The organism is Fulvivirga imtechensis AK7 (assembly GCF_000331535.1).
Classification (GTDB): domain Bacteria; phylum Bacteroidota; class Bacteroidia; order Cytophagales; family Cyclobacteriaceae; genus Fulvivirga; species Fulvivirga imtechensis.
Genome location: NZ_AMZN01000046.1, coordinates 42,431 through 57,649, shown reverse-complemented (window position 1 = coordinate 57,649; position 15,219 = coordinate 42,431). Strand labels below are relative to the sequence as shown.

Below are 15,219 nucleotides of genomic sequence, written 5' to 3'. Positions count from 1 at the left end.
CACTGTCGTTTTATTTTCTCAGCCGCTTGATGATCTTACCAATATTCACCCTTCTGTGGGTCGTGATTTTATAGGTATAAATATCATCAGGCAGTTTTGTAGCATCGAAAATGAATGAATAGGTCACACCTTTTTTGACCATACCTTCATATAATCTGCCGATTCTCCTTCCTTGTCCGTTGTAAACATCTACTGTTGCAAATTCATCAGCATGAGCGGCATAGCGTATAGTTGTACTTTCCATGAATGGGTTGGGATATGCCAGCACCTCTGCTTCCGGCCACGACTGTTTAGCAGACACTTCGTCATAGCTCACACAGCCACCATATTTGTAGCCCACTGTGAAATTCATCTCAGACAAAGTACTTGCGCAATCTGCATTATCAGTGCAGATGGTAAATTCAATATCAAACTCCTCAGGCATACCACCCTCACCAAAGCCACCGATGTCATCGATTTTGAAGCCCGACAGTCCTGTGGTCGGATCTGTACCAAATTCCATTTTCCAGTTTTCAGAGTTGGTCAAAGCTTCAATAGTGCCGCATTCAAGGCCAAACGAAACGTGCGACAATCCATGGACATGCTGTCCGTCATAAGATATAGTGGCTGAGTAGGTGTAGCAATTGCCTTCGACAGATACTAATACTACTTCTGTTTCAAAAGGATCATAACACCCATTACCGTCTCCACCAGTACCTCCACCACCGGAATCGCCATCTCCCGAGGCGCCATCGTCATCTCCACTATCTGAGCCATCACCGTCAGAACCGTCACCACCATCTCCACTTCCATCACCGCTGTCATCATCATCATCAGAAGAGCCGTCATTACCACCTGTACCATCATCACCGCCAGATCCATCGTCCGATCCGTTATCATCTCCGGTATCTGACCCGTCATCAGTACCATCATCCGATCCATTGTCAGTACCGTCATCAGATCCATCATCAGTTCCCTCATTCGGATCAGTAAGATCAGTACACTCTGTCAATGTAGGGTCTACGGAATAGGTATGGCTTGTTGAGCAACCATTACTGTCTGTTATTTCTACCGTATAATCACCGATAGCCAGCCCGGACACGTCTTCTGAGGTTGCACCATTTGACCAGGCAAATACATAAGGAGCGGCACCACCGGTTACTGAAAGATCGAGGCTGAACCCCTCAATTTCACAATTAGCATTATTAACAACAGCCGTTGCCGATATCCCGGCCGGGTCGTTAAGCACAAAATACAGCTTTCTCGAACAACCTGCGGCATCAGTGATGGTGACATTATAGATGCCACTGGTCAGTCCGGTGAGGTCTTTATCCATACTTCCGGTTGACCATAAATAGGAATAGGGGGCTGTTCCTCCCAAAGGGGCAACCTGTATAAAGCCATCGCCCGTTCCATGACAAGAAGGATCCTGCGTATTGCTGCTTACCTGAAAGGTTTCTGCCACTATTGAAATTCGGAGAGTGGCTTGGCAGCCTCCAGTATCGGTTACGGTTACTGTATAAAAACCTGCGGCTAAATTTTGGATATCCTCTGTTGTGGCACCGTTGGACCATAGATAAGTATATACTCCGGAACCACCTGAAACTGTAAGGTCTATGGCGCCACTGTTATTCTCAACACATGAAGTTCTTGTTGTTACGGCAGTCAGTTTCAATGGGTTCTCTTCCTTAACGATAAAAGACCTGCTGACACTGCATCCATTAGCATCTGTTACCTGCACCTGATACACTCCTGCCCCTAAAGCATCAATGTCTTCAGAAGTAGAGCCGTTAGACCAGGCATAAGCGTATGGAGCTGTTCCTCCTGATACCGTCAGGTCTAGGCTTCCGTTTGCTTCGGCACAACCTGTTGGTGTTGATAATGCCGATACCTCAATGGTCGTTATATTTTCTATCGAAACGGGGACTACTTTTTTACATCCTACTGCATCGGTTACAACCAGTTCATAATAGCCGGCACCCACACCATCAATGTTCCCTGTGGTTGCCCCATTTGACCATGCGTAGGTGTAAGGAGTCGTTCCTCCAATTACGGTCACCGATGCGCTGCCATCATTTTTGCCACCACAGGAAGCATCAGCTACATCTAATACCACTTCCATCGAGGCAGCCTGATTAATGAGGGCTGAGAGATTGAGTGATTCACCGGTAGCATCGGTAATAGTTACCGAATACTCTCCGGCAACAACGCCAGATATTGTCTGGTCACTTCCTCCATTCGACCATTGGTAGGTAAAAGGTTCCTGCCCGTCATCTATGATCACTGTTGCACTTCCGGTTGCCTCCCCAAAGCAGTTTATATCCTGTGTTTCAATATGAGCAGATAAATGGCTGCACACAACCTCAGTTTGCTCCCGGTAGATGCATTGCCCCGCCTTGTAAGCCACCTGTGGCGACCAGCAGTCGAGCGAATCACCGCATGAATCATTACTGCAGACAATAAAATCAACCGTAAATTCACCGGCTAGACCATCTTCTCCAAAGTCAGAGATATCATCAATCTTAAATCCATAGATACCGGTAGTAGGGTCTGTTAATCCAATTTCCTGTTTCCAGCCTCTCGAGTTGGAAACGCTAAGGATGTCACCACATGGTACCCCAACTGTGTAGTGAGATAGTGCATGCACACAGTTGCCATCATTAATGATCCGCAGCGAATATTGAAGACATCCGCTTTCCGTTTGGGTAATGTTGACCACCTCCGTTGAGAAACAAGATTCCCCACAATCCTTTCCTGCAGGGAGATGTGCAAAAGAATAAGTACTATATAAACAAAGCCAACTTAAAACAAGACACTTCCATATCGACAATTGCATAGTTCTTCTTTTAAGGTATATGTAGATGCTTTTCAAAGTAATCAGGTAAGTGGCATGATAGACAAGGCGCAGAATAGACCGGTAAGTGATTGATATTGAGGGTTAAGATAGCGGAGTGCGAAGCGTTGAGAGCATGGCGCTTAGTACGTGAAGACACTCATCCCATAGTCCCGACTTTAACCCATCTCTGTATCTCCTCCAAAGGGTGAAACTACTAAATCAAACCATCGTGAACCTTATTAGTACTGTCCTCCGCTGGCGGAGGTGGCCAAAGGCCAGAGGTGGAGAAACTGAAGAGCACCGAACGTCATCGCTAAAGTCTCCCCAACCTGGGGACAGATGTCTGAAGGACAGATGGCACCCCACCCACCTCTGTATCTCCTCCTGGGAGGAGAGCGGTTTCGCATGTTTGGATGAAGATTCGTCTCTCACTCACGACTCACGACTCAATACTAATGACTAAAATTTGCCTACTGCTTCTGCCGATTGCCTACTTCTATAGACCTGCCGGGTTCCGAAAGCTTGTCGCTAAAGTAACCTACTTCCGACTTCGGTCTTCGGACTTTCGACTCCCTAACCTCCCCCTAGTCCCCTCCAAAGGGTGAAACTACTAAATCAAATTATCGTGAACCTTATTAGTACTGTCCTCCGCTGGCGGAGGTGGCCAAAGGTCGGAGGTGGAGAAACTGAAGAGCACCGAACGTCATCGCTAAAGTCTCCCCGACCTGGGGACAGATGTCTGAAGGACAGATGGGCACCCCACTCACCTCTGTATCTCCTCCCAGGAGGAGAGTAGTTCGCATGCTTTGGATGAAGATTCGTTTTTCACTCACGACTCACGACTCAATACTAATGACTAAAAATTTGCCTACTGCTTCTGCCGATTGCCTACTTCTATAGACCTGCCGGGTTCCGAAAGCTGTCGCTAAAGTACCGTACTTCCGACTTCGGTCTTCGGGCTTCGGGCTTCCGGCTCAGCACACCCAATCTCATTTCACTACAATTTCTAGCATTAAATCCCTCCGATCTCCTAAATTTGTCGATTGTATTTGAGTGTGAATAATGACTTACTTCTAAATGAACTGGGAGCAACTACTTTCAAACCAACGGGCAGGAGAGAGCCCCAGACAGCATGACATCAGCCGGAGTGCTTTTGAGCAAGACTACGATAGAATAATATTTTCTCATCCTTTTCGCAGGCTTCAGGATAAAACGCAGGTACACCCTTTGCCTGAGTACGATTTTGTACACACCCGCCTTACGCACAGCCTGGAAGTATCCAGTGTAGGCCGTAGCCTGGGGAAAAGAGCCGGGCAGGTGCTTTTGCAAAGGCATAAGGAGCTTTCTGAAAAATTTTCAGTCCATGATCTTGGAGCTATTGTGGCAGCAGCATCATTGACTCACGACATTGGCAACCCTCCTTTCGGGCATTCCGGTGAAGATGCCATCTCGGAGTTTTTCCTTAATCATCCGGCTGCCAGACTTTTTCAAGATCAGGTAGATGAATGGCAATGGCAGGATCTTACGAATTTTGAGGGCAATGCTCAAGGCTTTAGAATACTCAATAAAGAGCGGTATCAGGGGTTGAAGCTAACCTATGCTACACTGGCTGCATTTAGTAAATATCCGAGAAAATCATTGCTGCCGGGGCGAGACAAGACCAGGAGAAGTCAGAAAAAATATGGCTTCTTTCAGGCGGAAAGCGCACTGTTTGAGGCTATTGCTGACAACGTAGGCCTGATCAGGTATGCAGACCATGTCTGGTCACGGCATCCATTGGCCTTCCTTGTAGAGGCTGCCGATGATATCTGTTATCAACTGATCGACTTGGAAGATGGCTGCCGGCTTAACCTGGTGAGCTACGATGATACCGTGGAGCTTTATGCAGGTATACTTCGCGATAAATTTGATCAGGCAAAGCTGGAACGCATAGAGAGTAACGATGAAAGGATCGGTACATTGCGTGCGCTTTCCATAGGAGTACTTATTGATGAGTGTTGCTCGCTGTTCCTCGATGAGGAAAAAAATCTGCTTAACGGTACATTTGACACCGCTCTTACCGATCAGATTAAAACTACCGAAGTGCTTAAAGACATTGAAAGTCTGTCTATCGAAAAAATTTACAGGGCGCGGTCGGTTATGGAGACAGAGGCTGCGGGATTTGAGGTGGTGCCGGGGCTGCTGGCTTCTTTTACTACGGCAGCCTTTGAGGTGATTAAAAACACCACATTGACAAAAAAAGACCAGTCAGCGCTGCGACTGCTTCCGGTCGAGATAAAAAATGAAATTTCCCAACATACCGATCTGTACAGCGCCCTGATGAGCTGCGTGGATTTTGTATCCGGGATGACGGATTCACACGCTATTTCACTTTATAGAAAAATAAAAGGAATATCTCTACCACGAACTTGATCAGTCGCCAGGTTTAATAGTTTTAAATTATACTTTAAGCCTAAAATGATTACCTTTGTGGTCTTATTCGGACATGTGGACAAAACTCTCGCATATAATTATTAAGTACAGGCTGCTACTGGTGTCGATACTGGTAGCAATTACTGCATTTATGGGGTACCATGCCCGTAATGCAGAGATGAGCTACGACTTTGCCAAAACAGTACCTTCCGATGATCCTGACATGGTTGTTTTTCAACAGTTTAAGCAGGAATTTGGTGAAGATGGAAACCTGGTAGCGCTGGGTATCAGAGATAGTAGCTTGTATACTCCTGAAAATTTTGAAAGACTTCGTGAGCTAAGCACTACAATAGCAGCTTTGCCAGGGGTAAACGATGTGCTTTCCCTGCCACTCATTCAACGGCTTGAAAAGGATACCGCAGAAAGAAGATTTGCGCTTAAGCCTATTTTTAATGAATCTGTGAAGGACCAGGAAACACTGGATAGCTTGCTAAAAGTAGCAGAAGGTCAGAAGTTTTACAGCGGCAGGTTGATCAATGACCAAAACGGTGCGACATTGATCCTGGTTTCTATTAACAGAGAAGTGCTGAATTCTCCAAAGCGGCTGGGCCTGACAGAAAGTATTATTGATGCAGGTACTCACTTTGAAGAAAGCACGAATATTGATCTCAAATATGCCGGATTACCATTTGTACGTTCGGTTGTAGCCGGTAAGGTGAGAAATGAAATGCAGATATTTCTTTTCCTTTCGGTTGCTGTGACGGCATTTATACTTTTTCTTTTCTTCCGCACCTGGGATGCCGTACTTTTTCCAATTATTGTTATTGCCGTAATAGTGGTTTGGGTACTGGGCTCTCTCGTACTATTTAATTATAAAATTACACTACTCACAGGGCTGATACCTCCCGTAATTGTTGTCATAGGCATACCCAATGCGGTATACCTGTTAAACAAGTATCACCAGGAGTTTGAAAAGCATGGAAACAAGATCATGGCGATCAGCCGTGTGATCAGAAAAATAGGACTGGTCACATTGATCACCAATTTCACCACCGCTATAGGCTTTCTGGTTTTGGCCACCACTGATATTACCATACTTAAAGAGTTTGGAATAGTGGCTGGTGTTAATATTATGGCCACTTTCCTTGTGAGCATAATACTTATACCGGCTGTATTCTCCTGGCTGCCCGCACCCGGAGGAAAGCAGTTAAAGCACCTCAAATTCAAAATACTTGATTTTGCGCTTACCAGAATGGATCTGCTCGTGCATAGGCACAGGATCTACATTTACGGCATCACAGTGGTGTTGGTAGTGGCTGCAGTTTTTGGCACTTTAAAGATCAGGGCAGTTTCCTATATGGTGGATGATATTCCTGCTGATAGTCAGATCAAGCAGGACCTGGCTTTTTTTGAAAGGCATTTCAGCGGTATCATGCCACTCGAGATTGTGATCGATACCCACGAGAGAAGAGGCGTAATAGACGTGAGAAATCTTCAGAAAGTGGAGCAGTTTGAAGAGTTTTTGGAATCTAATCAGGATATTTCAAAGCCTGTTTCAATTGTCAGCTTTGTGAAAGCTGCAAAGCAAGCGTTTTATAATAACAACCCCGCAAGGTATAGCCTTCCCGATAGACGTGAGAAGAACTTTATTTTTCCATACCTCCAGGGTCAAAATGATGAAAGCGGATTATTCAGCTCTTTTGTTGATTCTACCTTGCAGAAGATGAGGATATCCATGCAGGTAGCGGATATAGGCTCACACAAAATGGATTCGCTGATCAGTGAAGTGATACAACCGCAAATAGATTCCATGTTTGCAGAGTCGGGCATGACGTTAAGCATAACAGGAACCACACCTCTATTTATTAAAGGAAACAAATTTCTGATAGAGAATCTGCGAATGAGTCTTTTATTGGCATTTTTGATCATTTCTGTGATCATGGCAATTCTGTTTGTAAACTTCAGAATGATCCTCATTTCACTCATTCCAAATATCATCCCATTGGTGATTACAGCCGGTATCATGGGCTTCGCAGGTATTCCGTTGAAACCCAGTACCGCACTTATATTTAGCATTGTGTTTGGTATATCGGTTGATGACTCCATACATTTTTTAGCCAAGTACCGGCAGGAGCTTTTTGCCAATAAATTTTTCGTGCCCGTGGCTGTCAGTAAAACTTTGCGGGAAACAGGGGCTAGCATGATGTATACCTCCATCATACTGTTTGCTGGTTTTGTGATCTTTGCCGGGTCTGGTTTTGGCGGTACGGTAGCGCTGGGGATCCTGACTTCCGTGACGTTGCTAATAGCCATGTTCACCAACCTGATCCTACTTCCGTCATTGTTGATGTCTATTGATGATGGTAAGCGCAGAAAAGATGCACATCCGCTGATAGAACAATATGACGATGGTTTTTACCAGGAAGATGAAGACGAGGAAATAGATCTTGAACTGATCAGGGTAGGTAATAACGAGGCTGCCGAAAAAGAGAACGTTTCTGATAAAATTAAATCATAGAATACTTTAAAGGAGATCAAAAGGTGAAGTACAAAGAGTATAAAGGGCTCAATTATGCCGGAGTAGCTGATCGAATATTGAAATATTGGAAGGAAAACAAGATTTTTGAAAAATCTGTCGATCTACGTGAGGGGCATGAAACATTCACATTCTATGAAGGGCCACCTTCTGCCAACGGTACACCAGGTATTCACCATGTGATGGCTCGTGCTGTAAAAGATATCTTCTGCCGTTACAAAACGCTAAAAGGCTTTCAGGTAAAAAGAAAGGGTGGTTGGGATACCCATGGACTGCCAGTAGAGCTGCAGGTGGAAAAAGAGCTGGGCATTACAAAAGAAGATATCGGGAAAAAGATCTCCGTAGAAGAATATAATCAGAAATGCCGCGAAACGGTAATGAAATATAAAGATGAATGGGACGACCTGACACAAAAAATGGGTTATTGGGTCGACCTGGACAATCCTTACGTTACTTTCGACAGGGAATATATGGAGACGCTGTGGTACCTGCTGAAGCAACTCTACGATAAAGGGCTGCTTTACAAAGGATATACCATTCAGCCTTACTCCCCGGCAGCAGGTACAGGACTCAGTTCTCATGAGCTGAATCAGCCAGGCACGTACAGAGATGTGAAAGACACTACTGTGACGGCACAATTTAAGCTGAAAGGCGAGGAAAATACCCATTTTCTGGCCTGGACAACTACACCATGGACGCTAGCGGCAAATACTGCGTTGGCAGTAGGCGAAAAAATAGACTATGTAAAAGTAAAAACATATAATCCATATACCTTTGAACTGGTTTATGTCATTCTGGCTAAGGATAGAATGGGAGAATACTTCAACGAAAAGGCCAAAGAGGTGTCGTTCGAGGACTTTAAGGAAGGAGATAAATTAATTCCTTTCAAAATTGTGGAGGAATATAAAGGCAGGGATTTAACAGGTATTGAATACGAACAACTACTGCCCTATGTAGAACCAGATGGACCAGCCTTTAAGGTAATACCCGGAGATTTTGTTAGTACGGAAGATGGTACGGGCATCGTACACATCTCTCCTACTTTCGGTGCGGATGACCAAAGGGTAGCCAGGCAGGCAGGCATCGGTGCTATCCTTGTGAAAGATGAAGAAGGTAATGCCGGTCCCATTGTAGACAAGCAAGGGCGTTATGTGAAGGAGATCTCTGATTTTGCCGGTATTTATGTTAAAAACGAATACTACAAAGAGGGAGAGGCTCCGGAAAGATCGCTTGATGTGCAGATCGCTATTAAGCTCAAAGAGGAGAACAAAGCTTTTAAAGTAGAAAAATATGAACACCCTTATCCCCACTGCTGGAGAACGGATAAGCCGGTGTTGTACTACCCATTGGATTCATGGTTTATTAAAACTACTGCCATGAAAGACAGACTGGTGGAGTTGAACAAAACCATCAACTGGAAGCCGGAGTCTACCGGAACCGGTCGTTTTGGCAACTGGTTGGAAAACCTGGTAGACTGGAACCTGTCACGATCGAGGTTCTGGGGCACACCACTGCCTATTTGGGTTACAGAAGACAGAACAGAACAGAAATGTATCGGCTCCATAGAAGAGTTGAAAGCTGAAGTGCAAAAAGCTGTTAAAGCAGGTTTTATGTCCGAACCTATAGGCGATGACTTTGATCTGCACAGGCCTTACGTAGACCGCATATTTCTGGTAAGTGACAGCGGACAGAAAATGTATCGCGAACCGGACCTTATCGATGTATGGTTTGATTCGGGTGCTATGCCCTATGCTCAGTGGCACTACCCGTTTGAGAATAAAGATATTTTTGACACCAACTTCCCGGCTGATTTTATTGCCGAGGGAGTGGATCAGACCAGGGGCTGGTTCTTTACGCTTCATGCTATTGCAGTGATGCTGTACGATAATGTTGCTTTCAAGAATGTTATCGCCAATGGCCTTGTGCTGGATAAAAATGGCAACAAAATGTCTAAGAGATTGGGCAATGCCATCGATCCATTCAAAACATTAGCAGAGCACGGGCCGGATGCCACGCGCTGGTATATGATCTCCAATGCTAATCCCTGGGATAACCTCAAGTTTAACATGGAAGGCGTTGTAGAGGTGCAAAGAAGATTTTTCGGTACCCTTCACAATACTTATTCTTTCTTCGCATTGTATGCAAATCTGGATGGGTTTAACTACAAAGATGGTGAGATTGCCAATGGCGACAGGACAGAAAGCGATCGATGGATACTCTCCAAGTTGAATAGCCTGATAGAGAAAGTGGAGGCTTCTTATGAAGATTACGAGCCCACAAAGGCTGCTAGGCTGATCCAGGATTTCACCACCGATGATCTGAGCAATTGGTATGTAAGGCTGAACAGAAAGCGCTTCTGGAGAGGTGAATACAATGCGGATAAAAAGGCGGCATATCAGACGTTGTATACCTGTCTGGTTACCATTGCGAAGTTGGGCTCGCCAATAGCGCCATTTTATATGGATCAACTGTTTCAGGACCTAAACGCTGTTACGGGGCTGGAAGGCGCAGAGTCCGTACACCTGGCAGATTTTCCTGAGAAGGATGAGTCAGTGATAGATGTAGACCTGGAACAGCGTATGTCGTTAGCACAGAATATTTCATCTTTGGTACACTCACTCAGGAAGAAACATAAGATAAAAGTACGTCAGCCGCTATCAAAAATTTTACTGCCTGTAATAAATGACCAGTTTAAGAGACAAGTAAGTGCAGTAGAAGAGCTGATTTTGTCAGAGGTTAATATCAAGGAAGTAGAGTTTGTGGATGACGAGTCAGGGGTGCTGGTAAAGCATGTGAAACCTAATTTCCGAAAGCTGGGTCAGGAATACGGCCCCAGGGTGAAGGAAATATCCGGGAAGATCAACCAGTTTTCTACTGATGAGATAGCGCAGTTGGAAAACGAAAATAAACTTGTTGTGGAACTATCGGAGGGCACAGTGGAGTTAACGCTAGAGGATGTGGAGATCAACTACCAGGATATTCCCGGTTGGTCTGTGGCTTCCGAAGGAAGGTTAACAGTGGCGTTGGATATCACTATCTCTGATGAACTCAGGAAAGAAGGCATTGCACGAGACCTGGTAAACAGGGTGCAAAATCTTCGGAAGGATATGGGATTAGAAGTTCAGGACAAGATAAAAATTAATATAGAGAGAAACACTGATCTGGTGAATGCCGCGTTGGAAGCCAACAAAGAATATATTTGCAATGAAACACAGGCATTGTCACTGAACATTTTAGACAACCTGAGCGATGGAAGTGAACTGGAGATGGATGAGCACAAGCTTAAGGTTAAAATCGAAGCATAAATGAAGTTATATAAATATTACCTGGCGGCTCTGGGAGTTATAATTATTGACCAGACCGTAAAACTGCTGGTTCATTTTAATATGGACATGGGTACTCCCGGTGAGATTGACGTTTTTGGAGACTGGTTTAAACTACACTATCTGCTCAACCCGGGTATGGCTTTCGGTTTGAAATCAAGCCATGAGTACGGTAAGCTTTTGTTGACACTGTTCCGCCTTGGCGCTATGTTCGGAATTGGGTACTATATTTATTATCTCTATAAAAAGGGCGCAAAAGCAGGCTTGCTATGGTGTATGGGGCTGATCTTGGGAGGTGCCGTTGGGAATGTGATCGATAGTACTTTCTACGGAGTGTTTCTTAATAATGCTCCTGCCGGTTCGCCCTCTCCATGGTTTCACGGGCAGGTGATTGATATGCTGTTCTTCCCCCTTTTTGACGGCTACTATCCGGATTGGGTACCTGGCATAGGCGGTGATTATTTCCTCTTTTTCAGCCCGGTATTCAACATTGCGGATTCGTCCATATTTATAGGAGTTGTACTGATACTTCTGTTTCAAAAGCGCTTCTTTAAAGACAAAGAAGATAATGAAACCATTACCGAAGCTACTGTTTCCATGGATGAACATCATGTTGACAGAGAAAAGGAAGGAGCAATTATTTCATAGTTATATGTGGCTTGATCAGCCACATATGTATGTCATTGTTCGCAATTCAATCGGCTGTCGATAGCTCTGGTAGCCGAACGCATCCTCTCTTCAAACTCACCTCTAACCACTACATAGGGAAGATTCAGCGCTTCCAACTCGCTTTTGAAAAGGTTATAAAAGTACTCCATCAGATGCGGATATTCTCTTTGTGGATCATCTTCCCACGGTATATCGATGTAGGTGAGCAGGTATAGATCATATTTACGGGAGTTGATGGTAGAAAGGATCTCCTTCGGGCAGTAGCCGTACCTGTGTTCATACCATATTTTGATCACGATCAGATCAGTATCACAAATTAGTAATTTATTGGATTTGGCGGCTTTTTCATCTTCCGATCCCAACTGCCCTCTGGCGATCTCTATCAGGTCGCTTTCCTGGTACGGTCGTTGCAGTTGGTCGATATACTCACGAGCATACTCCGGCACCCACTCAGTTTGGTAGTGCGCAGCCAGCGCTGAAGATAAGGATGATTTGCCGGTTGACTCAGGCCCGATGACCACCACTTTTTTCAACTCCCTGCCTGATTGTTCATTGTTTTCTTCCATGCAAGATACCCGGATATCGCCAGACCGATATAGATCAAATACAGAATGGCATAAAAGTAAATGTCTTTGTAAAAATAGACGCCAGTGGCCACTACATCAACAAAAAACCAAAAGTACCAGTTTTCAATTTTCTTTCGTGCGGTTAGCCACATGGCTGTAATACTAAACACTGTGGTGGCACTGTCCCAATAGGGTAGGGATGCATCGGTACGGGATAGCAGGTAGCCTATAAGGAAAGTGCCGGCAAAAGAGGCTACGATGAATAATAATAATAGCGAGGCCGGGGTGTTCGTGACCGGCACCTCTTCTTCCTTGTCTTTATCCCCATGCACCCAATACCACCAACCGTAAATATTCAGCGCCAGAAAGAATACGTGCAGCGCAAAGTCAGCATATAATTTTTCCTGCCAGAATATTACAAATGATACTAATACATAAGCGATTCCCGCGGGCCATGTCCAGATGTTCTCACGGATGAGAAAGACAACCGCCAGCAGCCCGAATATTAGCCCGGCAGCCTCATACGGGTTGATGTTCGTTAAATATTGGACAGTCTGCTCTAAAATCTCGTGCATAGCAAAAGGTGACAAATATATCTTTTTATTTATTATTTTAGCAAAGTCTGAAGTGGCTATAACCCTAATCAGTAGCTCGTGAACAGGAGAAAAGCATTAAAAGGAATAGGTATTGGCGCTTCTGCCGGCCTGTTTCTGCCTACAATATTAACATCATGCAAGGAGGATGATCCCGGAGGGCCAGCCATTGATTATAATGGAAACGTTTTGGTTGTGGGCGCTGGCGTAGCGGGGCTTTATGTGGCCGATCTGCTGATGCAGAAGGGCTTGAATGTGACAGTATTGGAAGCCTCCGAAAGAATAGGCGGACGGATCTTATCTATAAGAGGGTTTGCCGACTTTCCGGTAGAGCTTGGTGCTGATACCATACGAACTGGCGAATCACTGCTGCTGAAGATCACCAGTGAGCTAAATATCCAGGTAAGCGATCTGGCTGAGGCCCGGGAAGACTTATTTTACCTTAACGGACAAACAAAAAACGCTGCCGGATGGGCTGCCGATTCCTCTTTTTCGGCTGCTCAAAATTTCATTAATAATCTTCCCTTCACAGATACTGATCAGTCTATTCTTCAGGCAATTCAGGAGGCAGGCATCACCGGTGATGCGTATCCCCTATTGGAAAGCCTGCTTGGTGACCAGTTGGGTTCTGACAATAGTCGGATCGGGATCAATGGCATAATTAAGTCACTCAACCTCCCAACCAACAATAAATTTTTAGCATTAGCTAATAACCCGCTACAGGACATTATCTTTTCCCGATTTTCCAACGTACTGGATCGAATTGAATATAATACCAAAGTGCTGTCTGTGGATTATTCCGGTGAAGAGGTGACTATTGGGACCAGCAACGGCAATTTAACTGCCAACAAAGTGGTTTTAACGGTTCCGGTTTCAATAATAAAAAGAGGGGATGTAAATTTTATTCCCGGTTTGCCTGATGATAAACTTCAGGCATTGAGTAGGATTGGTATGGATGGTGCCATGAAAATGATACTGAGGTTTAACCGAAATTTTTGGGGGCAGACTACTTTTAAGGTCTTTGGGGGAACAATGATACCTATGTACGAAGGAGCCGGATCTGTCAGAAGCTCCACTAACAGAACATTAATCGCTACGGCATTCGGAAGCGAGGCTGAAGCGTTGGCAGGCTTAAGTGATGAAGTAATAAAAGCTGATCTAATAGCTGAATTAGATGCAATGTTTGAAGGAAATGCCAGTACTAATAATGAATTGAATGCTTTTATAAAAAAAGATTGGTCGGCTGATGAGAATATCGGTGGCGGGTATTCCTATCCGCTGCCCGGAGGTAGCGACAATGATCGCGTTATATTATCGGCCCCGCTCCAGGATAAACTTTATTTTGCAGGAGAAGCGGCAAATGTTAATGGCAACTATGGCACAGTGCATGGAGCGCTCGAATCTGCAGAAAAGACTGTACAAGAAATTATTGATAGCATACTAGCAAAGTAGCCATGAAGAGTTCTCCGTACCATTTTATTCTTTTTGTTGTATTTGCCATTTTCCTGGGAGGTTGTGATTCCCTGGACAGAACCTCGGGAAAGAAGTCCGGCAAGAAAGAAGGAGTGGTCAAACAGTATTATCCGGATGGTTCGCTGAAAAATGAAATAACCTTTGCTGATGGTAAGAAGAATGGAGTAGCCAAAAATTACTATAAAAACGGTCGGCTAAGACAACAAGTCAGCTACCTGAATAATGTAAAACATGGCGATGTGATCACATATTATGAATCGGGAAGTAAATATCAGGTAACGCCTTATGTAAATGGAGAGATCCATGGCCTCAGGAAGAAGTTCCGGGTAGATGGCAGGCTGCTGGCGGAGGTGCCCTATGTTAATAACGAAGCCTGCAGGGGGCTGAAGGAATATTTGACCGATGGAGAGCTGAAAACCCGGTATCCCACTATTGTGGTTGAGGAAATAGACAATCTTTTGAGGTCAAATGAGTTTACTCTGAGAATATCTGTCTCTGATAATTCTAAAAAGGTTGTCTACTATATTGGTGAGCTGGACGAGCAAGGTTGTATTTCCGCTGATGCTATGCGGCTTGAACCTCAACGGCCGGGAGTCTTAGATATTAAATATCATCTCGGTCCGGGGATGTTTATAATGGAAGAGCTCAACATTATTGCAGTAGTACAGACCAGGTTGGGCAATCCTTATATCACCGAGAAAAAGTATAATCTGGCTATAGAAAACAGAGGCTAGCACCAGTGTTGAGTTAAGTGTGCTGTGCCGTATAAGTTGCAGTTATTTTTGTTCCAGGCAACGCAAAAAATATGAGCATCCCGAAAGCTTTCAAGCTT

The 15,219-nt window shown here is 44.6% G+C and carries 10 protein-coding genes; 6 read left to right on the top strand and 4 right to left on the bottom strand.

Translation table 11 applies throughout. The features are described 5' to 3' along the window. Nucleotides 1–10: 10 nt before the first annotated feature. On the bottom strand, nucleotides 11–2,815 hold the full coding sequence (locus tag C900_RS28465; RefSeq protein WP_009580501.1) for a T9SS type A sorting domain-containing protein: 2,805 nt from the start codon (nucleotides 2,813–2,815) through the stop codon (nucleotides 11–13). A 635-nt stretch (nucleotides 2,816–3,450) separates the two neighbouring features. Further along, the gene (locus tag C900_RS29910) at nucleotides 3,451–3,618 is read right to left on the bottom strand and encodes a hypothetical protein (protein WP_157494023.1); all 168 of its coding nucleotides are present in this window, start codon (nucleotides 3,616–3,618) and stop codon (nucleotides 3,451–3,453) included. A 274-nt stretch (nucleotides 3,619–3,892) separates the two neighbouring features. Between C900_RS29910 and C900_RS13430 the strand changes: the two genes are divergently transcribed. Genes C900_RS13430 through C900_RS13415 form a run of 4 tightly spaced genes read left to right on the top strand, consistent with a single transcriptional unit; the run spans nucleotide 3,893 to nucleotide 11,734 of the window. Next, complete coding sequence (locus C900_RS13430; protein ID WP_009580500.1) at nucleotides 3,893–5,227, top strand: deoxyguanosinetriphosphate triphosphohydrolase; 1,335 nt, start codon at nucleotides 3,893–3,895, stop codon at nucleotides 5,225–5,227. 55 nt (nucleotides 5,228–5,282) lie between these two features. Further along, nucleotides 5,283–7,745, top strand: coding sequence for an efflux RND transporter permease subunit (locus C900_RS13425; RefSeq protein ID WP_342662397.1), 2,463 nt, complete (start codon nucleotides 5,283–5,285; stop codon nucleotides 7,743–7,745). A 23-nt stretch (nucleotides 7,746–7,768) separates the two neighbouring features. Beyond that, nucleotides 7,769–11,068, top strand: coding sequence for an isoleucine--tRNA ligase (gene ileS, locus C900_RS13420; protein ID WP_009580498.1), 3,300 nt, complete (start codon nucleotides 7,769–7,771; stop codon nucleotides 11,066–11,068). Further along, a complete protein-coding gene (locus C900_RS13415) occupies nucleotides 11,069–11,734 on the top strand; it encodes a lipoprotein signal peptidase (RefSeq protein ID WP_009580497.1) in 666 nt (221 codons plus the stop codon). A 32-nt stretch (nucleotides 11,735–11,766) separates the two neighbouring features. Here C900_RS13415 and C900_RS13410 read toward each other — a convergent pair whose 3' ends face one another. Together C900_RS13410 and pnuC are read right to left on the bottom strand one after the other, a co-directional pair. After that, nucleotides 11,767–12,321 (bottom strand): AAA family ATPase, encoded by a 555-nt coding sequence (locus C900_RS13410; RefSeq protein WP_009580496.1) that lies wholly within the window; start codon nucleotides 12,319–12,321, stop codon nucleotides 11,767–11,769. Continuing rightward, the gene (pnuC, locus tag C900_RS13405; RefSeq protein WP_051052845.1) at nucleotides 12,285–12,896 is read right to left on the bottom strand and encodes a nicotinamide riboside transporter PnuC; all 612 of its coding nucleotides are present in this window, start codon (nucleotides 12,894–12,896) and stop codon (nucleotides 12,285–12,287) included. Before pnuC ends, C900_RS13410 begins: the two co-directional genes overlap by 37 nt. A 78-nt stretch (nucleotides 12,897–12,974) precedes the next feature. Here pnuC and C900_RS13400 point away from each other — a divergent pair, with 78 nt between their 5' ends. Both C900_RS13400 and C900_RS28460 read left to right on the top strand, forming a co-directional pair. After that, nucleotides 12,975–14,366 carry a flavin monoamine oxidase family protein gene (locus C900_RS13400; protein ID WP_009580494.1) on the top strand — a complete coding sequence of 464 codons (1,392 nt, stop codon included), beginning with the start codon at nucleotides 12,975–12,977 and terminating at the stop codon, nucleotides 14,364–14,366. Nucleotides 14,367–14,368: 2 nt separating this feature from the next. Next, nucleotides 14,369–15,121: a toxin-antitoxin system YwqK family antitoxin gene (locus C900_RS28460; protein ID WP_009580493.1), complete on the top strand. Its 753-nt coding sequence runs from the start codon at nucleotides 14,369–14,371 to the stop codon at nucleotides 15,119–15,121. Nucleotides 15,122–15,219 lie beyond the last annotated feature (98 nt).